The sequence below is a fragment of the Mycobacterium branderi genome (assembly GCF_010728725.1).
Lineage (GTDB): Bacteria > Actinomycetota > Actinomycetes > Mycobacteriales > Mycobacteriaceae > Mycobacterium > Mycobacterium branderi.
Window position 1 is genome coordinate 1,360,099 of sequence record NZ_AP022606.1, and the last position, 21,013, is coordinate 1,381,111.

Annotated in this window: 24 protein-coding genes; 6 read left to right on the plus strand and 18 right to left on the minus strand. The window is 66.9% G+C overall.

Annotation, left to right across the window (positions count from 1 at the left end):
• Position 1: 1 nt before the first annotated feature.
• Entirely contained in the window at positions 2-814 is an 813-nt protein-coding gene (locus tag G6N47_RS07045; protein WP_083133239.1) for a tyrosine-protein phosphatase, read from the plus strand.
• A gap of 8 nt (positions 815-822) precedes the next feature.
• Here the strand turns inward: G6N47_RS07045 and G6N47_RS07050 are convergent, their stop codons facing one another.
• Both G6N47_RS07050 and G6N47_RS07055 read right to left on the minus strand, forming a co-directional pair.
• Positions 823-1,791, minus strand: coding sequence for an NADPH:quinone oxidoreductase family protein (locus tag G6N47_RS07050; RefSeq protein ID WP_083133240.1), 969 nt, complete (start codon positions 1,789-1,791; stop codon positions 823-825).
• Positions 1,792-1,801: 10 nt separating this feature from the next.
• Complete coding sequence (locus G6N47_RS07055; protein ID WP_083133241.1) at positions 1,802-2,662, minus strand: SDR family oxidoreductase; 861 nt, start codon at positions 2,660-2,662, stop codon at positions 1,802-1,804.
• A 369-nt stretch (positions 2,663-3,031) separates the two neighbouring features.
• Between G6N47_RS07055 and G6N47_RS07060 the strand changes: the two genes are divergently transcribed.
• The gene (locus G6N47_RS07060; protein ID WP_170294991.1) at positions 3,032-4,258 is read left to right on the plus strand and encodes an IS110 family RNA-guided transposase; all 1,227 of its coding nucleotides are present in this window, start codon (positions 3,032-3,034) and stop codon (positions 4,256-4,258) included.
• A gap of 51 nt (positions 4,259-4,309) precedes the next feature.
• On the opposite strand, the gene G6N47_RS07065 is transcribed toward G6N47_RS07060, so the two are convergent.
• The 7 genes from G6N47_RS07065 to G6N47_RS07095 form a co-directional block, all read right to left on the minus strand.
• Positions 4,310-5,719: an aldehyde dehydrogenase family protein gene (locus G6N47_RS07065; RefSeq protein ID WP_083134060.1), complete on the minus strand. Its 1,410-nt coding sequence runs from the start codon at positions 5,717-5,719 to the stop codon at positions 4,310-4,312.
• A gap of 81 nt (positions 5,720-5,800) precedes the next feature.
• Positions 5,801-6,730, minus strand: a complete 930-nt coding sequence (locus G6N47_RS07070; RefSeq protein ID WP_139799700.1) for a class I SAM-dependent methyltransferase — start codon at positions 6,728-6,730, stop codon at positions 5,801-5,803.
• Positions 6,731-6,735: 5 nt separating this feature from the next.
• The gene (locus tag G6N47_RS07075; RefSeq protein WP_083134062.1) at positions 6,736-7,680 is read right to left on the minus strand and encodes an SAM-dependent methyltransferase; all 945 of its coding nucleotides are present in this window, start codon (positions 7,678-7,680) and stop codon (positions 6,736-6,738) included.
• Between the two features lie 50 nt (positions 7,681-7,730).
• Positions 7,731-8,360, minus strand: a complete 630-nt coding sequence (locus tag G6N47_RS07080) for a TetR/AcrR family transcriptional regulator (RefSeq protein WP_083134063.1) — start codon at positions 8,358-8,360, stop codon at positions 7,731-7,733.
• A gap of 197 nt (positions 8,361-8,557) precedes the next feature.
• A complete protein-coding gene (locus G6N47_RS07085) occupies positions 8,558-9,547 on the minus strand; it encodes a pirin family protein (protein WP_083134064.1) in 990 nt (329 codons plus the stop codon).
• Positions 9,548-9,608: 61 nt separating this feature from the next.
• On the minus strand, positions 9,609-10,157 hold the full coding sequence (gene dps, locus G6N47_RS07090; protein WP_083134065.1) for a DNA starvation/stationary phase protection protein Dps: 549 nt from the start codon (positions 10,155-10,157) through the stop codon (positions 9,609-9,611).
• Between the two features lie 75 nt (positions 10,158-10,232).
• Positions 10,233-11,144: a DNA-3-methyladenine glycosylase family protein gene (locus G6N47_RS07095; RefSeq protein WP_083134066.1), complete on the minus strand. Its 912-nt coding sequence runs from the start codon at positions 11,142-11,144 to the stop codon at positions 10,233-10,235.
• Positions 11,145-11,204: 60 nt separating this feature from the next.
• Between G6N47_RS07095 and G6N47_RS07100 the strand changes: the two genes are divergently transcribed.
• Complete coding sequence (locus tag G6N47_RS07100; RefSeq protein ID WP_139799695.1) at positions 11,205-11,600, plus strand: nuclear transport factor 2 family protein; 396 nt, start codon at positions 11,205-11,207, stop codon at positions 11,598-11,600.
• Here G6N47_RS07100 and G6N47_RS07105 read toward each other — a convergent pair.
• From G6N47_RS07105 to G6N47_RS07120, 4 genes are all read right to left on the minus strand, one after another.
• Positions 11,597-11,977: a DUF427 domain-containing protein gene (locus G6N47_RS07105; RefSeq protein WP_083134067.1), complete on the minus strand. Its 381-nt coding sequence runs from the start codon at positions 11,975-11,977 to the stop codon at positions 11,597-11,599. The genes G6N47_RS07100 and G6N47_RS07105 overlap by 4 nt on opposite strands.
• A gap of 62 nt (positions 11,978-12,039) precedes the next feature.
• Complete coding sequence (locus G6N47_RS07110; RefSeq protein WP_083134124.1) at positions 12,040-12,849, minus strand: class I SAM-dependent methyltransferase; 810 nt, start codon at positions 12,847-12,849, stop codon at positions 12,040-12,042.
• A gap of 78 nt (positions 12,850-12,927) precedes the next feature.
• Positions 12,928-13,935 carry an NAD-dependent epimerase/dehydratase family protein gene (locus G6N47_RS07115; protein ID WP_083134068.1) on the minus strand — a complete coding sequence of 336 codons (1,008 nt, stop codon included), beginning with the start codon at positions 13,933-13,935 and terminating at the stop codon, positions 12,928-12,930.
• Positions 13,932-14,432: a nuclear transport factor 2 family protein gene (locus G6N47_RS07120; protein ID WP_083134069.1), complete on the minus strand. Its 501-nt coding sequence runs from the start codon at positions 14,430-14,432 to the stop codon at positions 13,932-13,934. The genes G6N47_RS07115 and G6N47_RS07120 overlap by 4 nt, the downstream gene beginning before the upstream one ends.
• Before the next feature lie 57 nt (positions 14,433-14,489).
• Here G6N47_RS07120 and msrA point away from each other — a divergent pair, with 57 nt between their 5' ends.
• Positions 14,490-15,008: a peptide-methionine (S)-S-oxide reductase MsrA gene (gene msrA / locus G6N47_RS07125; protein WP_083134070.1), complete on the plus strand. Its 519-nt coding sequence runs from the start codon at positions 14,490-14,492 to the stop codon at positions 15,006-15,008.
• Positions 15,009-15,054: 46 nt separating this feature from the next.
• Here msrA and G6N47_RS07130 read toward each other — a convergent pair whose 3' ends face one another.
• Genes G6N47_RS07130 through G6N47_RS07140 form a run of 3 tightly spaced genes read right to left on the minus strand, consistent with a single transcriptional unit; the run spans position 15,055 to position 17,642 of the window.
• Entirely contained in the window at positions 15,055-15,522 is a 468-nt protein-coding gene (locus G6N47_RS07130) for a PaaI family thioesterase (RefSeq protein WP_232080142.1), read from the minus strand.
• A gap of 39 nt (positions 15,523-15,561) precedes the next feature.
• A complete protein-coding gene (locus tag G6N47_RS07135) occupies positions 15,562-16,290 on the minus strand; it encodes a haloacid dehalogenase type II (RefSeq protein WP_083134071.1) in 729 nt (242 codons plus the stop codon).
• A 23-nt stretch (positions 16,291-16,313) separates the two neighbouring features.
• Complete coding sequence (locus G6N47_RS07140; RefSeq protein ID WP_083134072.1) at positions 16,314-17,642, minus strand: cytochrome P450; 1,329 nt, start codon at positions 17,640-17,642, stop codon at positions 16,314-16,316.
• A gap of 115 nt (positions 17,643-17,757) precedes the next feature.
• Between G6N47_RS07140 and G6N47_RS07145 the strand changes: the two genes are divergently transcribed.
• Positions 17,758-18,363: a TetR/AcrR family transcriptional regulator gene (locus G6N47_RS07145; protein WP_083134073.1), complete on the plus strand. Its 606-nt coding sequence runs from the start codon at positions 17,758-17,760 to the stop codon at positions 18,361-18,363.
• Positions 18,364-18,426: 63 nt separating this feature from the next.
• Entirely contained in the window at positions 18,427-18,639 is a 213-nt protein-coding gene (locus G6N47_RS07150; protein WP_062540208.1) for a TOBE domain-containing protein, read from the plus strand.
• Between the two features lie 100 nt (positions 18,640-18,739).
• Here the strand turns inward: G6N47_RS07150 and G6N47_RS07155 are convergent, their stop codons facing one another.
• Both G6N47_RS07155 and G6N47_RS07160 read right to left on the minus strand, forming a co-directional pair.
• Positions 18,740-19,828: a fatty acid desaturase family protein gene (locus tag G6N47_RS07155; protein ID WP_083134074.1), complete on the minus strand. Its 1,089-nt coding sequence runs from the start codon at positions 19,826-19,828 to the stop codon at positions 18,740-18,742.
• A gap of 88 nt (positions 19,829-19,916) precedes the next feature.
• A complete protein-coding gene (locus tag G6N47_RS07160; protein ID WP_083134075.1) occupies positions 19,917-20,969 on the minus strand; it encodes a ferredoxin reductase in 1,053 nt (350 codons plus the stop codon).
• Positions 20,970-21,013: the final 44 nt, after the last annotated feature.

Here is a 21,013-nt window from a genome sequence, read left to right on the forward strand (position 1 = left end):
CGTGACGACCGAGATCCGGGAACTGCCCGGCGCGCTGAACTTCCGCGACGTGGCGCTGTCGGCAGGCATTCGGCCCGGCCGGCTGTTTCGCTCCGGTGAGCTGAGCCAACTCGACGACGACGGCCGTGACGCACTGAACCGGCTGGGCATCACCGATGTCGCGGACCTGCGCTCGCCACGCGAGGTCGAGCGACGGGGCCCGGGCCGGGTGCCCGACGGCGTCGACATCCACCTGCTGCCGATCCCCGACCTCGCCGCCGAGGAGACGAACGGCGCTGCGCCGCACGAACATGCCTGGCAGCGGATGATGACCGAGAAGCCCAGCGAGGAGTCGGTCGCCGAGGCCGCCGCCCGCTACATGGTCGACGAGTACCGCCGGTTCCCCACCTACAACGGCGCCCAGCGTGCGCTGCGCCGGGTCATCATGTTGCTGGCCGCCGGCCGCCCGGTGCTGGCGCACTGCTTCGCGGGCAAGGACCGCACCGGCTTCATGGTCGCGACGGTGCTCGAAACGATCGGCATCGACCGCGACGCCGTGCTGGCGGACTACCTGCGCAGCAACGACGCCGCCCCGGCGCTGCGGGCGCAGATCCTGGAGATGATCAGGCAGCGCTCCGAGACCGAATTGACGCCCGAGGTGATGACATTCACCGAGGCGCGGCTCTCCGACGAGGTGTTGGGCGTCCGCGAGGAGTACCTGGACGCCGCGCGGCAGACGATCGATGAGACCTTCGGCTCGCTGGAGGGCTACTTGCGTGACGCCGGGATCACCGAGTCCGACGTGGACCGGCTCCGCGAAGCGCTGCTGACCTGAAGGGCAGGTTACGGCTCGAGCACGACCTTGCCCAACACCCCGCCGTCGGCCAGGGCTTGCAGCGCGGCACGCCCCTCGGACAGCGGATACCGTTGCGGCGGCGGCGGTTTCAATCCCCGGGCCACCAACTGGTTCAGACCCCAGACGAACAGCTTGGCCGAACCCGGGACCTTGTTGAGGTATTCGCCCCAGGCCACGCCCACCACGCTGACGTTGCGCAGCAGCAGCCGGTTGACCTTGACGGTGGGGATGCCGCCGGCGGCGAAGCCGATCACCAGCAGCTTGCCGTCCACCGCCAGCACCCGGATGGCGTCGTCGAATGCCGAGCCGCCCACTGGGTCGACGACGATGTCCACCCCGCGGCCGTCGGTGACGTCCCGCACCGCCTGCGCCCAGCCGTCGGTCAAAGGCAACACCACGTCGGCACCCAGCGATTCGACGAAATCCGTTGCGCCCGTGCGGTGGACCATGGCGATGACCTTGCCGGCATCCATCGCCCGGGCGACCTGGATGGCCGCGGTGCCCACGCCTCCGGCGGATCCCAGCACCAGCACCGTGTCGCCGGGCCGCATCGCGGCGCGGCGGGCCAGTGCGAAGTACATGGTGTTGTAATTCACCAGCAGCGCAACGGCTTCGGCGTCGTCGAGTTCCGCTGGGCTGTGCATGACGTTGTCCAGCGGAACGGCCACCTGCTCGGCGAAGCCGCCGAGCATCCCGAACGCCGACACCCGGTCGCCCACGGCGAAACCGGATTCTTCGGGCGCCCAAGCCACCACGCCGGCCGTCTCCGTGCCGGGGATGAACGGCGGCGGCAGCTTGAGCTGGTATTCGCCCTTGCTCAGCAGCAGGTCAGGAAAGCACACACCGGCGGCGCGCACGTCGACGACCACGGTGTTGTCGTTGCCGGCGACGTCGTCGACGTCGGTGTACACCAACCCGGAAGGGCCCGAGAGCTCCTGTACCACACAGGCTTTCACGACCGGTGGCTCAGAGCGAGAACTTCGCCTGCTGTGCTGCGGAAAGGTCGGTAATCGTCGACCACTGCGCGGCCACCTCGTCGACCGACGGCGGCTCCTTGAAGGTCACACCTTCGTTTTGGAAGAGCGCGGTCCGCTGCACCTTCCCACCGCCCACGATGAACACCGATCCGGTGTCGTCCGACTCCTCGGTGCACAGGTAGGCCACCACCGGCGCCACGTATTCCGGTGTGAGCTTCTCGAACACCTCGGGCGGCAGGATGTCCTGCGTCATCCGCGTTGCGGCGATCGGCGCCAGCGCGTTGGCGTGGATGTTGTACTTGGCACCCTCCTGGGCCAGCGTGTTGATCAGACCGACCAGACCCAGCTTGGCCGCGCCGTAGTTGGCCTGGCCGAAGTTGCCGAACAGCCCGCTGGTCGACGTGGCCACAACCACCCGGCCGAAGCTCTGCTCGCGAAAGTGCGGCCATGCCGCGCGGATGACGTTGTAGCCGCCGTAGAGATGCACTTTGAGCACGGCGTCCCAGTTCTCGAACGACATCTTGTGGAAAGTGCCGTCCCGCAGAATCCCGGCGTTGCTGACCACGCCGTCGACCTTGCCGAACTCGTCGAGCGCCGTCTTGATGATGTTCTCGGCGCCCTCTTGTTCGGCCACGCTGTCGTAGTTGGCGACCGCACGCCCGCCCGCGTCCTTGATCTCGGCGACCACTTGGTCGGCCATCGAATGTCCGGCGCCCGTCCCGTCGCGGGCTCCGCCGAGGTCGTTGACGACGACACTGGCGCCTTCACGCGCCAGGGTCAGCGCGTATTCGCGCCCCAATCCCCCACCGGCTCCGGTGACGACGACGACGCGATCCTGCACTCCGGGCATAACTGTCCTAATCGTTTAGTAGGGATGGATTGCTGGTCGTGGTGGCGACCAGGGTCTGTTTCCTGGTTGGTCTGCTGTCAGGTGATGCCTGGTTTGTCCCGACGCTCGACGTCTAGAGAAAGAACGGCGCGCCTGGCGGCAGATCACCTCCGGTGGTGGTGGGATGCCGTTGCCCGAGCCCACCGCGGGGTTGACCTCCCGACTGTGTTTCCCGAGCCTTGAGCTCTTCGATAGAACGAGGTCCTGCGGTGAGCTGGAGTCACGGACGGCTAGTGAGATGACGGACCTAAGAGTCCCGCGATTAGGGCGCCGCGTGAGTCCACCGGTGACGGCATAACCATCGATCGAAGGAGTGATGACACCTTGGGCTTGTTTTGTGGAATTGATTGGGCCACTGAACATCACGATGTCGCCGTCATCGACGACGACGGGCGTGTGGTGGCCCGCGGACGGGTCAGCAATGATGCGGCCGGGTTCGCGGCTCTGTTGACGCTGCTGGCTGAGGCCGGTGACAGCGCCGCGCATCCAATCCCGGTGGGGATCGAAACCGATCGCGGACTGTGGGTGGCCGCGCTGCGCGAAACCGGCCGGGTGATCTACCCGATCAACCCACTGGCGGCCTCGCGGTACCGGGCACGGCATGCAGTGTCGGGGGCCAAATCCGATGCCACCGATGCGGTGCTGCTGGCCAATATCGTGCGCACCGATGCCGCCGCGCACCGACCGCTGCCCGCCGACACCGAGCTGGCCCAAGCCATCCGGGTGCTCGCCCGCGCCCAGCAAGATGCGGTTTGGGCGCGTCAGCAGATCGGCAACCAGATCCGCGACCTGCTCAAAGACTTCTACCCGGCCGCCATCGCCGCGTTCGCCGGGCTGCCCGAGGGTGGACTGGCCCGCGCCGACGCCCGCACCATCTTGGCCGCTGCGCCGACCCCAACGCAGGCGGCGACGCTGACTCCCGCCCGGCTGCGCCGACTGCTGACCAAAGCTGGCCGCCGACGCCATCTCGACCGCGATATCGAGCGGTTGCGCGCCGTGTTCACCGACACCTACCTGCACCAACCGCCGGCCGTGGAAAACGCGATGGGCATCCAACTGGCGGCGTTGTTGCGCCAACTCGAGGCCGCCTGCACCGCGGCCGACGAGCTGGCCGAGGCGGCGATCGCCCATTTTGAGCAACACCCGGACGCCAAGATCATCACCAGCTTCCCCGGCCTGGGGATGTTGGCCGGCGCCCGGGTGCTCGCCGAGATCGGCGATGACCGAACCCGCTTCGCTGAGGCCCGCGGACTCAAAGCCTTCGCCGGATCCGCCCCCATCACCCGCGCCAGCGGCAAGAAAACCGTTGTCCTGCACCGCCACATCAAGAACCGGCGACTGGCCGCCGTCGGCCCGATCTGGGCACTGGGATCGCTGCGCGCCTCGCCGGGCGCGCGTCGCCACTACGATGCCCGCCGCGCCGCCGGAGACTGGAACCACCAAGCCCAACGGCACCTGTTCAACAAGTTTCTCGGCCAACTCCACCACTGCCTGCAGACCGGCCGGCTCTACAACGAACACCTGGCGTTTCCACCTCCTCTCTCGCTAGTGGCTTGACTCTTAACTTCGTGAGATGTCTTTCTGGCTACAAGGGCGAGGCGCGGCGGGTCAGAACAGCCGGCGCGCCAACTTCCACGCCTTCTCTGTATACGGCGGGTAGATCATCGCCGACACATCGGGTCGGGTCGGCTTGGTCAACACCGACTTGCGGTGGCTGAACTCCTCGAAACCGAAGCGGCCGTGGTAGGCGCCCATCCCCGACGCCCCGACCCCGCCGAACGGCAGCTTGGCGGTGGTCACCTGGAACGCGAGGTGGTTGACCAGCATCCCGCCGGCGGGCACCTCTTTGATCACCCGTTCCCGGACGGCCCGGGTCTTGGTGAACAGGTACGCCGACAACGGCTTTGGCCGCGAGTTCACGAATTGTATTGCCTCGTCCAGAGACTGGACGGAGATCACCGGCAGGATCGGGCCGAAGATCTCGTTTCTCATCAGCGCGTCGTCGGGGTCCGGGTCGACCACCACCGTCGGCTGGATCCGCAGATCGGAGGCGTCGGACTTGCCGCCCACCGCGATCTTCCCCTTCGTGTCAGCCAAATAGCTTGTCAGCCGGTCGAATTGACGCTGGTTGACGATCCGCATCCCATTCGGGTCCTCGGACCCGAACGCCGTGATGGCTTCACCGATCTTGCTGACGAGCTCGTCGCGGATCTTGGCGTCGGCCAGCACGTAGTCGGGTGCGACGCAGGTCTGCCCGGCGTTCATCAGCTTGATCCAGGCGATCCGCTTGGCGGCGACGTCGACGTCGGCATCGGCGGCGACGATCACCGGACTCTTGCCGCCGAGCTCCAGCGTCACCGGAGTCAGGTGCGGCGCCGCCGCTTCGTAGACCTTGCGGCCGATCTCGGTGCCGCCGGTGAACAACACCCGGTCGAAGCCCTGCGCCAGCAGCTCTTGGCTGACGGCGGCGTCGCCTTCGACCACCGCGATCGCGTCGTTGTCCAGGTAGCGCGGCACCAACTCGGCCATCAAGTGAGCCGACGCCTCCGCGACCTCAGAAGGCTTGAGCACCACGGCGTTTCCGGCTGCGATCGCTCCGACGGCCGGGCCGAGCGTCAGATAGAACGGATAGTTCCACGCGCCGATGATCAGGACCGTGCCGTACGGCTCGTACTCGATCCAGCCGCGGCCGGGCAGCTGCGAAAGCTCGAGCCGGGTGTACTTGCGGCGCATCCACTTCTTGACATGCTTTGCGGCGTAGCGCGCCTCGCCGGCAGTGGTGGCCGTGTCGGCCATCCACGCCTCGAATGGCTTGCGGCACAGGTCTTGATTCAGCGCATCGGCGATCTTGGCCTCGTTCTCGGCCATCATGCGTTCGAGGTTGCGAAGCTGTTCGCGCCGCCATTCCACCGGGCGGGTTTTGCCGGTGGCGAAGGTTTGCCGTAAGCGGGCGACCGTCTTCGCGACATCGGCCGGGGTGACGGTGCTGGTGGTGTTGGCTGCGGCCTCGGTCGTCATTGGGGTCCCCTTCCTGACCGGCGGAAGCCCAATCGTAACCAACCACCCGGTTGGGCAACAGGGTTGCCGCAGGGCGGGGAACTATGCGCGATGGGCGGTGACGAACTGGGCGAACGCGTCTTTGTCGTCGGCCATCGGCACGCCCTCCACCCACCGGCCCAGCCGGCGCATCTCGTCGCCCGAGTTCTGTGCGGTGACCTTCCAGCCGTGGTCGGCAAGCCAGTCGGCGACGACCGCCCGATTCTCGTCGTGGTAGATCAAGTCCTGCACGTCGACGGTCTGCTCGAGGCCGAGTTGGTCTGCCACCTTCTGGAACCGCTCACGCATTTCCTGGCGCCGCTCGTCGGCGTGACGTGCCGCGGTCTCGACCGCGACGCGGCTACCGGCCGGGCTCAATTCGGTGATCTGCGTGAACAGCCGATCCTGGGCCTCGGCGGGCAGGTACATCAGCAGGCCTTCGGCCAGCCACGCCGTCGGCGCTGCCGGGTCGAAGCCCGCGCCGCGAAGCGCGGCCGGCCAGTCCTGGCGCAAGTCGATCGGCACCTCACGACGGTCGGCGGACGGCGTGACGCCGTGTTGGGCCAGCGTCGAGGACTTGTAGTCCAGCACCTTGGGCTGGTCGATCTCGTAGACGACGGTGCCGGCCGGCCAGTCCAGCCGGTAGGCACGCGAATCGAGGCCGGACGCCAAGATCACCACCTGGCGGATTCCGGCGGCCATTGCGGCGGCGAAGTACTCGTCGAAAAAGTGGGTACGCACCGCCTGGTAGCTGCGCATGTGCTGGAAGACCGCCGCGGTCTCGGGGTCGAGCGACTCGACCTTGGCGACCATCGACTCGTCCAGCATGGTCTCCCAGACACCGGTCCCCGCCTGGCTCACCAGGAGTTTGGCGTACGGATCGCGGATCAGCGGGTCCGGCTTGTCGGTTTCGATGGCACGGGCGGCGGCCACCATCACCGCGGTGGTCCCCACGCTGGTCGCGATGTCCCAGGTGTCGTCGTGGGTACGCATCGTGCTCATGGTTCTCCCAGGCGGGCCCGCAGCAGCGTGCTGCTGATTGCTTCCTCGGTCAGGTCCTCGGGAACCGCTCGACCCAGCCGTGCCATCTCGTCGCGATTGCTCACCGTGTGCACCTGCCAGCCGTGGTCGGTCAGCCAGGCGGCAGCGTCGGCGCGGTCGGCGTCGCGGTAGGTCAAGGTTTCGACGTTGACGTCCAGGCCGAGCCTTCGCATGCGCAGCCACCGCGCACGCCGGGCGGCCTGGCGTCGCTCGTTGCCGCGGTCGAAGCTGAACACCTCGACGGCGATCTGGCTGCCGGCTGCGCTCAGCGCGGTGACCATTTCGAAGAGCCGGTCTTGAGCATCAGGGGGCAGGTAGGGCAACAAGCCCTCGGCCAGCCACGCGGTCGGTTGGGAGCGGTCAAAACCGGCCGCTGCCAACGCAGCGGGCCAGTCTTCGCGCAAGTCGATTGCGACGGCCCGTCGCGTCGCCCTGGGAAGGGCCCCTGCCGCTTCCAAGGTGCTGGTTTTGAACTCCAGGACCTTGGGCTGGTCGATTTCGTACACCGTGGTTCCGGCCGGCCACCCCAGCCGATATGCACGTGAATCCAGTCCGGCGGCCAGGATCACCGCCTGCCGGATGCCGGCCTTCGTGGCGGCGCCGAAGTACTCGTCGAAGAAATGGGTCCGCACGGCCTGGTAGTCGCAGGCCACCCGGTGCGAGCGGCGCCCATGCTCGTCGTCGCCGATCCACTCCAGGTCTGGGCTGGCCAGTCGCTCCCACGCGGGGCCCGCCGCCGACACCAGCACCCGCGCGAACTCGTCGCGAATCAGTGGATCAGGGGACTGTGTTTCCACGGCGCGGGCCGCGGCCACCATGACGGCGGTGGAGCCGACGCTGGTCGCGATGTCCCAGCTGTCGCCGTCGGTTCGTACGGAGCGCACTTCGTCCAGATCAGTCATGCCAGCCTCATGTTACCTAGTAACTTAGGCAAGCTATATGCCGCTGTGTGCTATTTCACTGTCAGTGCAGCGGCCAGCAAACGCTCGGCCTGCTCGATGATCGCGGCCACCTCATGGGCGCCTTCCACGAAGCCCGAGTAGAAGCCGACACCGCACAGCACCGCCACCAACACCTCCGTCAGCGGCCCGGCATCGGTCCCGGGGGCGAGTTCGCCGTGTTGGATGGCGTCGCGGACGGCCCAGCCGACGAATTCGCGGGACCGTCGCAGCGAGTCCGTCTCGGCGTCGCCAAGGTCGGGATGGCGCTGCGATTCCAGCACCGCGGTAACCAGAAACCTTGCGGCGGAACGGTTTTCAGAGTCGGCCTCGGCCGCTGCCGTCAGGAACGCCGAAATCCGCTCGACCAGCGTCGCCTCCCGCCGCGCACGCGCGATAGCGGCATTGACGACCAATTCGTTGGTCTGTTCCAGCACTTCCCGGTACAGCATCCGCTTGTGGGAAAAGTAGTGATTGATCGCCGGGCGCGTCAGGTCGGCGCGCAGCGCAATCTCCTGGAACGTGGCGGCGTCGTATCCGCGTTCGCTGAACACCTCGCGAGCCGCAAGCAAGATGCGCTTGCGGGTCTCGGCCGCCTTCGCTGCGGGGGGGCGACCGGGCCCCCGGCTCGCGGGATGCGGCACCCTCCAATTGTGCCACAGATCACTTCTCACACCCGGGGAAGCCGACTCTGCCAACGGGCACTCTACGCACGTCTAACGACGTCAGCGGGTTCGGCTGCCGAGGCCATCACCGGCCCCGCGCAGGACCGACCTTGCGCCCACGGCTAGCGCCGTCGACTGCTCCGCTCCAGCGTGTGGTTGAGTTTGCTGGAGTGCCGTCAGCTCGAGTTCGCCGAGCGACGGACCCGGTGCGGCATCAGCGCGTTGGGTGGGACGCTGCCGAACTTGCCGGCGCTGAAGTCCTCGAGTGCCTGGATCACCTCGGTCTTGGTGTTCATCACGAACGGCCCGTAATGAAACACCTGCTCGCGGATCGGCCGGCCGCCCAGGATCAGCACTTCCAGCGCAGGCCGATGCGCATCCTGGGAGGATTCGGCGGCGACGCTGATGCGGTCGCCGGCTCCGAGAACCGCCAACTGGCCTTGGTGGACCGGGTGAGCCACCGGGCCGACGTTCCCACGCCCGGACAGCACGTACACCAGTGCGTTGAAGTCACGGTTCCACGGGACGTTCAGCCGCGCCCCCGGCTGGATAGTGGCGTGCGCCAACGTGATCGGCGTATGGGTGACGCCGGGACCGCGGTGGCCGTCGATGTCGCCGGCGATGATGCGGATCAGCGCGCCACCGTCGTCGGAGGACAGCAGTTTGACGTCTCGAGCCTCGATGGCCTGGTAGCGCGGTGAGACGAACTTGTCCTTTTTGGGCAGGTTCACCCACAGTTGCACGCCATGAAAGACGCCACCGCTTTCGACCAGCTCGGCGGGCGGGGTCTCGATGTGCATGATGCCGGAACCGGCCGTCATCCACTGCGTCGCGCCGTCGGTGATCAGGCCTCCGCCGCCGTGGGTGTCCTGGTGCGCGAAGCGGCCGTCGATCATGTAGGTGACGGTTTCGAAGCCTCGATGCGGATGCCAGTCGGTGCCTCGCGGCTCGCCCGGCGGGTAATCCACCTCGCCCATCTGGTCCATATGCACGAACGGATCCAGGGCGGCGGTGCTGACACCGGCGAACGCTCGGACGACGGGAAACCCCTCTCCTTCGTAGCCCCGGGGTCCGGTGGTGATCGACCGCACCGGCCGTTCGGTGTCTGCGGGACCGGCCGCGATCACTCGCGGCAAGGTCAGGGTGTCTGCGGTTATAGCGGGCATGGTTACCTCCTGATGCCGATACCCGCTATAACCGGACCGCAGTCCGATTATTCCCTGGCGACTACGCCTTGCCGCGCGCGGCCTTGGCGGCGCCCCGTTCGGTGGGCTTTCCCTCGTGGGCCAGCTTGCCGCCGGCATTTTCCAGGTGCGCCCGCACGAACCACTGGAACTTCTCCAGCTCGGCGGCCTGCTCGATCAGGATGTCCTGGGTGACCGGGTCGAGTTCCTCAGTCTCCTCAATCGCTTGGCGGATGTCCTCGATGACGCCGTTGTAGACGACGTCGAGCGCCGCCAGGTGCGCTTGCACGGTGTCACGGCCGACCGAGTAGTCGTCCCAGCTGCGATCGCGAATGATCGCGCCCGGGGTGCCCTGCGGTGACGCGCCCAGCGTCGCGATGCGCTCGGCGACCTCGTCGGCATAGCCGCGCACCAATTCCACTTGCGGGTCGATCATTTCGTGCACGCCGATGAAGTTGGGACCGACGACGTTCCAGTGAATGTGCTTCAGCGTCAGATGCAGATCGTTGTAGGTGCTCAGCTGCTTCTGCAGCAACTCAGCGACCCGGGCCCCCTGCTTGTCGGTCATCCCGGGCACGGTGAACTGCGTCATCAATTGCTCCCTAATGTCGTTCGCACACGGTCACTTCCGGCCTCCCGGGTACCCGATGACCGCGCCCGGTAACCACTAAAGCGAGCGGATGTCCTGCACCGGCAACCGTGCGCCACGGCGCGGCTCGTACGCCAGACCGCTGGCCTCCAGCAACCGGACCACTCGGTGGCGGTGCGGCCGCATGGGTTCCAGCAACTCGACCATGACGTCGTCCACGATCGGATGGCCCAACAACGTCCAGCCGATCATCTTGGGAATGTGGTAGTCGCCCACCGACAGCGCGTCAGGATCGCCGAATGCCCGTTGCGCCGTTTCGGCCGCTGTCCACACGCCGACACCCGGCAGCGACGTCAGCGCGTCGCGGGCCTGCACGGCGGGACGCGACACCAGCCGTTCCAGCGACGCCGCCCGCTGCGCACAGCCGACGACGGTGCGGGCCCGGCCGGGATCCACGTTGGCGCGGTGAAACTCCCACGACGGGATCATGCGCCACGCGTCGGCCGACGGCGGTACCCGCATGCGCGGCGGCGCCGGCCCGGGCGCCGGCGTCCCGAATTTGGTCACCAAGACGCGCCAGGACCGAAACGCGTCGGCGCCGGGCACTCGCTGCTCGAGGACGGCCGGAATGAGCGCCTCCAGCACCCGTCCCGTGCGGCCCAGCCGCAGGTGCGGAACTTTCCGGTGCGCAGCGGCGACGGTGGGATCACTCGGCGCGAAATCCGAGGCGTCGTCGTCGGCGCCGAGGAAAGCCGGCAGGGCGTCGAGGAACTCGTCGGCGCCGCTGCCCCATGCTGTGCACTCGACGGCGTTGGCCGCCGCACGCATGAGCCGCGCCGTGACGGGTCCGCTGGGCAACAGGCTGGTCCGCCAGATCGCGCCGTCGGCGGCTACCTGGAAGCACGGGTCGCGTGGGCCGCGGCGCAGCGGGGCCAGCGTGATCCCGGGACTGACCACGCCCGGGAACGTGACGGTGCGGGCGGTCTTCACTTCCCCAGGATCATAGGTTTGGCCGTGGACAATTGACCCCTTGCTGTCTTCCGCGACAGGATGGCGGTTGTGACCACCCCGTTCGACGACCCGCAAGCCGAACTGGCGTGGATGTTCTTGCAGTGCCTGTCCGACGGCGCAGACGTCGACGAATGTTTCGAGTTGCTCAGCGACGACTTCACCTACTGGAGCATCGTGACCCGCAAATCGGTCGACAAGGCGGCTCTGCGGCGAGAGGTCGAGCGGCGCACACGCAGCCTGCACCTCAACTTCGACCTCATCCGCTGCCTCAACGACGGCGAAAGCGTGGTGATCGAGGCGCAGGGCGAGGGCGTGACGTCCGACGGGGTGCGCTACGACAGCCCGTTCGTGTTCATCGTCGAGACCCGCGACGGCATGATCACCTCACTGCGCGAATACAGCGACACTCGTCTTGCAGCAGAGGTGTTCGATTAGTCGGGTTCGACGCTGATCTCGGCCTTGTCGGGATAGAACGCGACATGGCCGGCGATCGCGGCCACAGCAGGGTAGGGCTCGCGATAGGTCCAGATCGCGTCCTCGACGGTGTCGCCGGCCGCGGTGGTCACATGAAAGTAGCTGGCGTCGCCCTTGAAGGGGCAGTAGGTGCTGGTGTCGCTGGGTGTCAGCCGCTCTGAGACCACGTCGTCGAACGGAATGTATTGCACCACAGGGATAGTCGCCTCACGCAGGCCCAGCGCTGCGCGTGTGTCCGCGATGGTCTCCCCGTTGACGCGAACCCGGACCCGCCCTGCGGTCGGCTCGATCGTGATCGGGTGCCCGGCGGTCGGCTCCAAGACAGGACGGTGGCTCATGGTGACATCTCCTCGGGTCGTCAATAGCACATGCAACACCCGACCGGCGAGAAGATTCCCGGTTATCCGAATGCGTAGCGGTGGTATTGCGCCATATCGGCGGCCGCCGGCACCAACGCCATGACCTTGCCCATCGCGCGGGTCGAGGCCGACAGCTGCGCGAAGGTGGGCGACTCGAACCAGCGCTGCCAGGCCAGCAACCGCACGCCGGGCACAGCGTCGAGGATGTCCTCAGGTTTGTTGATAGCCCACCGGAGCGTGGAACCCGATCGTCGCACCACCGTGTTGAGCACCTGCGAGCGGATCCCGAGCCAGTTGAACGCGTCGAATTGCAGTTCACCCGAACCGAATCGGTCGACCACCCGGTGCAGCAGGGCGACACCGTCCTCCTGGGTGAGATACATCGTCAGGCCCTCGCCGATCATCAGCGTCGGCCGGTCGCGGGGAATCTCTGCCAGCAATGCCGGGTCGGTCACGGATGCGGCGACGACGTGATAGTGCTCGTCGCCGGGGTACAGCTGGGTGCGCAGCGCGACCACCTCGGGATAGTCGACGTCGTACCACTCCACGCCCGGGCTGGGCTGCAGCCGCAAGAACCGGGCGTCCAGCCCGCAGCCAAGATGCAGCACCGTCGCCTGCGGATGCGCCGCGAGAAACTGACGCACCCAGGCGTCGAAATGCGCCGTGCGGGTGGTCACCGACGGCGCACGGCGCGCGTTGATCGTCGTCTTCGTCCAGTCGTAATCGATGCGCTCGACGATTTCCTTCGCATACCGATCGCCCAGGACCGGTTTCGGGAAGTCGGCGTCCAGCGCCTTGGCGTAGAGCGTCGCCAGCATGGTCTGCGGCGCCCCGGTCAGATCGACGCGCACCTTTTCGCTAGTCACGCCGCCCGAGGCTAGTCCTGCGCGTCCGCCGTCGAGTGCCCTGAACGAGGGTCGGCGTGGTGTTCAGCCGGGTGCGGCGGTCTTGCCCTTGGCGTTTTTCAGGTCTGCCCAGAACCGGGCGGCTTCGCGGATGGATTCCTCGACCGGCCTTGGCTGCCAACCCAATTCGCGGACCGCCTTGCCGTGGTCGACGGGGGCTTCGGCGCGCATCATCCGCACCGACGTCAAAGATAGTTCGGCGTCCTTGCCGGTCAGCCGGGCGCGCAGGCTGCCGATCGCGGCAAGTGTGTAGAGCATCGGCACCGAAATCGAGCGCCGCGGCGGCGGCACACCCGCCTCGTCGGCGGCGATCCGCACGACCTCCTTGAGCGGCATCATCTTTTCGGAGATCAGGTAGCGCTCGCCGTTGCGTCCCCGCTCGGCGGCCAGAATCAGCGCCCTGGCGGCATCGTCGACGCCGACGACTTCCAACTCGATGCCGTCCATCAAAAACGGAAGCTTGCCGAACACCGCGCCGGCGATGAAAGCGCCGTGCGGGGTGCGGCCCCAGTCCCCGCTGCCGTACGTCGTCGAGACACACATGGCGACGGCGGGCAGAGCGTGCTGCGCCGCGTACCGCAGCACCAATTCCTCGGCCTGGACCCGGGATTCGACGTAGGGGGTGACCCGGCCCGTGACCGGATCGTCCTCGGTGGCCACATGGCCGTGCCGCCGACCGACCGTCGCGTAGCTGCTGGTGAAGACGAACTTGCGCAGATCCGCGTCACCGGCGACGTCGAGGACGTTGCGCAGGCCGTCGACGTTGGTGCGAAACAACGGCGCCGGGTCGCGCAGCCACGCACGGGTGTCGACGACGCAGTAGTACACGTCGTCGCACCCGTCCATTGCCTCGCGCAGCGTGGCGGTGTCGAACACGTCGCCGTGAAACCGGGTGACCGCCAAGTCGTCGATGCTGCGGGTGTTGGCGGTCGGCCGGACCATGACCCGCACGTCGGCGCCGTCGGCCACGAGCTGGCGGGTCACATGCGAGCCCAGAAAGCCGTTGGCGCCGATAACGAGCTTGGGGGTCATGCGTGTCCTCCGTATTGCCGCATCCAGCGGGCGGCGTCGTCGTCGAGGGTGCCGAGTGCTTGGGCTTTGCGGCACCACTTCATCGCCGCCGCCACGAAGCGCAGCGGGTTGTAGATGTCCTCCTGGCGGCACCACTGGCCGTCGCCCGCGTAGGTGATGATCGAGATGTTCGTCGCGCTGATGATCGTGCCGTCGCCGGGGTCTTTCATGGGATTGTCCAGCTCGCAGATGATCCGGCCGGTGGGTTCGTCGATGACAGACCACAGCGACGGAAACGCGGTCATGTGGCTGCCCGGGAACGTGGTCATGGTCTTGGTGATCCAGGCGCGCACCTCGTCGCGGCCCTTCATGGTGCCCGCGGCGTGTTCGATGTAGTCGACGTCGGGCGTGTAGTGCTCCACCCAGGCGTCCCAGTCCTTGGTCTCGGCGGCCCGGGCGACGGTCTGCTCGAACTTTGCGAACGCGACCGAGAGCTCGTCACGGGTGAACGTGGTCACGGGAAAACTAGAACACGTTCTACCCAGCTTTGTCGAGCAGTTCCTATCCTGAAAAGCATGACGAGCAACAAGAAGGCGATCCTGGCCGGCGGCTGCTTCTGGGGCATGCAGGACCTGATCCGCAAGCAGCCCGGCGTGGTGTCGACGCGGGTCGGCTACACCGGCGGCGAGAACGCCCACCCCACCTACCGCAATCACCCCGGCCACGCCGAGGCCATCGAGATCATCTACGACCCGGCGCAAACGGACTACCGCACGCTGCTGGAGTTCTTTTTCGGCATCCACGACCCGACCACCAAGAACCGGCAGGGCAACGACGTCGGAACCAGCTACCGGTCGGCGATCTTCTACCTCGATGACGAGCAGAAGCGGATCGCCGAGGAGACCATCGCCGACGTCGACGCGTCCGGGCTATGGCCGGGCAAGGTGGTCACCGAGGTCAGCCCGGCCGGCGAGTTCTGGGAGGCCGAGCCCGAGCACCAGGACTACCTGGAGCGCTATCCCAACGGCTACACGTGCCACTACGTCCGCCCCGACTGGAAGCTGCCGCGCCGCGCCGCTGCCGAGCAGACGTAGAATCGCACGCCGCCAAGCGGATCGTGCGACTGCGCGTCTGGTCGCGCTACCGAGTGTGCGCGCGGAGCTGATACAGACCGCGGGTGGTGGCGACGGTCTGGCCGTCGGCGTCGGTGACCACCGCGTCGAGCGTGAAGTCGGCCTTGCCGCGTTCGGCGGCCTCGGCCTCGATGCGCGCGATCGCCTGCTCGTCGAGGCTGGCTTCGGCACGCACGTCGGATTTGGCCATCGCGACGAACTGGATGTCGAGGCTTTTGACCAGGGGGAAGTACTTGGCGCTGTCGAAGGTGATCAGCGGAATGATCCCGCCGAGGACTTCGGCCACCGTGAACAGCACGCCGGCATAGATGACGCCGAAGTGGTTTCCGTTGCCTTCGGCGGGGACGGTCGTGGCCGCGAAACCCGGCCGTGCCTCGACGACTTTGACGCCCATCTTGTGTGCGATCGGGATGGTGGACGCCATGGCGCCGTTCATCATGTCCACGAGCTGGTTGGCGTCGTTTGCGTTACTCATTGCGGTGCATCGTAAACCGCGCGCCGCGGCCTTCACCGCTCAGCAGCCGAGCTGGCCGGCCAGTTCGAGGAAATCGGCGGCGTTCACGTCGAACTCGTCCTCGTAGGTGGTATCGACTACGCCACCGGGCCCGAACTCCAGCGGGCGGGCGACGAAGGCGGTCTGAAAGCCGAGCAGGGACGCGGCCCGGATGTCGTATTTGTGGCTGGCCACCATCATGATCTGGGCCGGCTCGAGGCCGAGGTATTGCGCGGCCATGTGATAGATCGCGGGGTCTGGCTTGAACACCCCGGCCATCTCGGCGGTAAACACCGCATCCCAGGGCAGGCCCGCGCGCTTCGATAGGTTGACCACCGCGGACACATCTGCGTTGGACAACGTGGCCAACGTGAACCGCGACTTGAGCCGGGTCAGGCCCGGCACCACATCAGGCCACGGCACCAGCCGCTGCCAGGCCAACGTCAGTTCTTCTCGCTCGGCAACAGAGAAGTTTGTGATGCCGTCTGCTTCAAGCAAGTCATCAAGGGCCTTGCGGTAGACCGAGTGCACGGTGGTCCACTTCTGACGGTCGGGCGTCGCCGACTCCAGCGCCGCGAAGTACGCCGCGCGCCACCGGTCGACAAACCGGCCCCAATCCACCTGCGGGTGACGGCCATTGCTGATCCGTTGCGCTTCGGCGCGAGCGCGCACCGTCGAATGAAAGTCGGTGGCCGTGCCCTGCACATCGAACAGCAATGCACGCACCGCGCTTCGCCGCTCACCAGTCATGGTTTGATCCAAGAGCCAGCAGACTAACGGCGATGCACGACGATCCGTCCGCCGTCCTTCGGCGTGAACGCGACACCACGGGAGTGCCACTTCTCGCCCGGCGCCGTCGTGGTCTGGATCGTGAAGTGCCGCAACACCGTTCGCAGCACCACGTCCATTTCCGTGTTGGCGAACACGGCGCCCACGCAGCGCCGGGAGCCGCCACCAAACGGAATCCAGGCAAAGCTGGACGGCTTGGACCCGATGAAACGCTTCGGGTCGAAGCGGTCGGGATCTCCGAAGGCGTCGGTGTTGGCGTGCATCTGCGCAATGCTGACGATGATCGAGTAGCCACGCGGAAGAACCCAGTCGCCGAGCCGATACACCGGCGTGTAGACGTGCCGGCCGGCCAGGTCGATGACGGTCCGGTTGCGCTGCACCTCCAGGATCGTCGCCTGGCGCAGTTCGTTGTCGTCGGTATCGGCCTCCGCCACCAGCGCGGTGAGCACGTCGGGGTGCCGGCTCAGCCGTTCGAATGCCCAGGCCAGCGTGGCGGCGGTGGTCTCGTGTCCGGCGGCTAGTAATGTCAGCAGCTCGTCGCCGATGTCCTTGCGCGACATGGCCGTACCGTCCTCGTAGGTGCTGCGCAACATCAGCGCCAACACGTCGGCCCGCTCTTCCAAGCGCGGGTCCGCGCGCTCGTTCTCGATGAGCTTGTCGACGATGAGGTCGTACTGGCGTCGCCATTCGACCAGGCGGCCCCACGGGCTGTAGCGGCCATAGGTCCGGGTCGGCTTGGGCAGCTGTGCCAGTCGCGAGCCCAGCGTGACCCAGGGTGGGATGATGCGCCGCAGCTGGTCGAGCTCGGCGCCCTCGGCCCCGAATACCGCCCGCAGGATGGCGTTGAGCGTGATCCGCATCATCGACGGCAGCGTCGGAAACGGCTGCCCCTCAGGCCAGCCGGCGATTTCGCGCAGCGTCTCTTCTTCGATGATGTCCTCGTAGTTCTTGATGCTCTTGCCGTGAAACGGCGGCGCCAGCAGTCGCCGCCGCTGCCGGTGATCGTCGCCGTCGAGCGCAAAGACCGAACCCGACCCGAAGAACCGGCTCAGGTTGGGATAGATGTTGCCCAGCTCGTCGGGGCTGGTGGTGAAGACCTGCTTGGCCAGCTGGGGGTTGGCCACCACCACAGTCCGGCTGTACACCGGCAGGTTCAGGGTGAAAATGTCGCCGTAGCGTCGCACCATCTCTTGGACGGTCCGCCGCCGAGCGAACGCGAAGGCGATGCCCTGCAAGGCTTTTGGAACCCGTGGCCCCGGCGGCACGCGAACTGCCGGCGGTGCGGTGGTCGTGTGGGTCTCGATGGCGCTCATGACAGTGCACTCCCAACATCCGCGTGGTACCGCCGTGTACCACGGTGTACTGAGGTACGGTACCGGGTAGTACCAGGAGCTGGCAAGGGTTCGCGACGAGAGGGAGGTGTGGAGCGTGACGGTGGTCGCTGAAGACGCGGCTTCGGTCGACGTCGATCCGTTTCGGCGTCGGCTGCTCGACGGCCTCGCCGCCTCGATCGGCGAGCGCGGTTACCGCGCCACCACCGTGGCCGACATCGTGCGCCACGCCCGCACGTCAAAACGGACCTTTTACGACCAATTCGCCAGCAAGGAGCAGTGTTTCCTCGAGTTGTTGCACGCCAACAACGAACAACTCGGCCAGGACATCGAGGCGGCCGTCGACCCGGACGCGGACTGGACGCAGCAGATCCGTCAGGCCGTCGAGGCCTACGTCAGCCACATCGAGGAGCGGCCGGCCGTCACGCTGAGCTGGATCAGGGAGCTGCCGTCGCTGGGCGATGCTGCGCGGCCGGTGCAGCGCCGCGGATTACAACAGCTGACCAACCTGCTGGTCGACCTCAGTGGAAGCGCGGGATTCCGGCGGGCCGACGTGCCGCCGCTGACGCCGCCGCTGGCGGTCATCCTGCTGGGCGGCCTGCGGGAATTGACCGCGCTGGCTGTCGAAGACGGCAAAGACGTGCGGGAAATCGTGGAGCCCGCGGTCGCCGCGTCGGTTGCGCTGCTCGGCTCTCGCCGCTGAAACCGCGCGCCCGGAGGTGTGCACGCCTAGGCTCATGGCAGACCGACCACCCGGAGGACCGCGATGCAGCTATCGACACGCAATCAACTCAAGGGCACCATCGCCGACGTCGACCTCGGCAGTGTGATGGCCACCGTCAAGGTTCGGCTCGACGGCGGCGATCAGGTCGTCACCTCGTCGATCACCAAGGACGCCGCAATCGACCTGGGCCTCAAGGCCGGTCAGCCCGCGACGGTGTTCATCAAGGCGACCGAGGTGACCATCGGCGTCGACTGACGCTCACGCGGCGAGGAACGTGCGGAGCGTATCCGGCGTCGAGATTGCGCGTAGGGTCGTGATTTTACGAAAAGCACGACCCTGAGCGCAATTTCAACGCTCAGGCAGCGACGGCGACTGGCTGCACCTCGGCCCGCTTTTTCGTCGGCAGGCTCAGCTTGATGATCTTGCGCACCACGGTGGCGAACTGCTTGTGCAGCGGCCCCGAGTTGTACGGGATGCCGTAGCGACGGCAGATCTCGCGCACCTCCGGCGCGATCTCTGCGTAGCGGCGGGCCGGCATGTCGGGGAACAGGTGGTGCTCGATCTGGTGCGACAGGTTTCCGGACAGCACGTGAAAGAGCTTGCCGCCGGTCAGGTTTGCCGAACCGAGGATCTGCCGGAAGTACCACCTGCCGCGGGTCTCGTTCTCGGTCTCCTCTTTGGAGAATTCCTGGGTGCCGTCCGGGAAGTGCCCGCAAAAGATGATCATGTAGGACCAGACATTGCGCATCAGGTTCGCCGTCAGGTTGCCGGTGAACACGAACGGCGCGAACGGGCCGGCCAGCAGCGGGAAGGCGACGTAGTCCTTCATCGTCTGCCGGCGCGTCTTGCGCCAGATGCCTTGCAGGATCTCACGCTTGTCGGCTAGCCGGATCTCGCCGGCACGGATCCGCTCGGTCTCCAACTCGTGCAGCGCGACGCCGTACTGGAACAGCACCATCAGCAGGAAGGCATAGACCGGGTTGCCCAGGAAGTACGGCTCCCACGGCTGGTCTTCACTCATCCGCAGGATGCCGTAACCGATGTCGCGGTCCATGTCCACGATGTTGGTGTAGGTGTGGTGCATGTAGTTGTGCGAGTGGCGCCACTGGTCGGCCGGGCAGGCGGTGTCCCACTCGAAGGTGCGGCCCGAGATCGCAGGATCGCGCATCCAGTCGTATTGGCCGTGCATGACGTTGTGGCCGATTTCCATATTGTCGAGAATCTTCGCCACCCCGAGCATCGCGGTGCCCAACAGCCAGGCCGGCGGCAGAAACAGCAGCGCACGGCCGCCGACCTCGAGTGCGCGCTGAGTCTTGATGACCCGGCGGATGTAGTCGGCGTCGCGCTGACCGAGATCGGCCATCACGCGTTCCTTGATGGCGTCGAGTTCGCGACCGAATTCCTCGGCTTGCTCGGGCGTCAGGGTGATCTTGGGCTGTGTCATCGTGACTCCTTTCAAAACCCGACCGTGAATCTCACGACGTGACACGCCGAATGGCCGTAGCCAGATTCACAGTCGAGCGGGGTGGGTTTTATAGCGCGATGTCGACGTCGCCGACCGGGACCGATACGCAGATCTGGACGTCGTCGTCGGGAGCGGTCGACACCGCGCCGGTGGTCAGGTTGCGCACCACGCCGCAGGTCTTGCGGCGGGTACAGGTGTGGCAGATGCCCATCCGGCATCCGCTTTCCGGTGTGAGCCCGGCCGCCTCGGCCTGCTCCAGCAAGGAGCGGCCGTCGTCGACCACCTCAATCCCGCTGTCCGCGAAAGTCACTCGTCCACCCGACGGTTTGGCCGGCACCTCGATAGTCGGCGCCACGAAGCTCTCGGTGTAGACGTTGTCGCAATGCTCATGCACCGCGGAAACCAAAGCCGGTGGGCCGCAGACGAATACCGCGTCCGGCGACGGCATGGCCGCCGCCAGGTGCTCGGGGCCGAAGCGGCCGTCCAGGTCGCCGTCGCCGGATCGGGTGTAGCCGCGCAGCACCCGCACACGTGGCATTGCGGCGAGTTCGTCGCGGTAGTTGGCTTCCGCGGGGGTGCGCGCGTAGTGGACGAACGCGAGTTCACCGGTGTGGCCCTCGGCGACCAGCGTGCGCAGCATCGCCATCACGGGGGTGATGCCGCTGCCGCCGGAGACGAACAGAATGCGACGCGGCCGCGGTGTCGGCAACACGAAGTCGCCGCCGACACCGGCCAGCCCCACCACCATGCCCGGGCGGGCGTGCTCGTAGAGGTGCGACGAGACCAGCCCGCCGTCGTGCCGGCCGACCGTCAGCTCCAGAAACGGAGAGCCTTCGGCGTTGGCCGGTGAGTAGCACCGGGTGTGGCGCCGGCCGTCGACGTCGACGGTGACGTTGACGTACTGGCCGGCCTGGACGTGGCGGTCGAACGCGGCATTGGGGCGCAGCGTCAGGGTGACGCTGCGCGGGGTGCGGCGGACGTCGACGACCTTGGCGCGGGCCTCGCCCAGCGTCCAGGTCGGGTCCAGCTGCTCGGTGTACCGGTCGACGCCGTGCGGTCCGGTGAGCAGGTCGACCAGGCCGGAGCCCAGCACCCGCTCCTTCAAAGTTTGAGTGAACATATGTATACCGTGCGCGGCGGCCCGGCTGGTCGTCAAGCATTTCT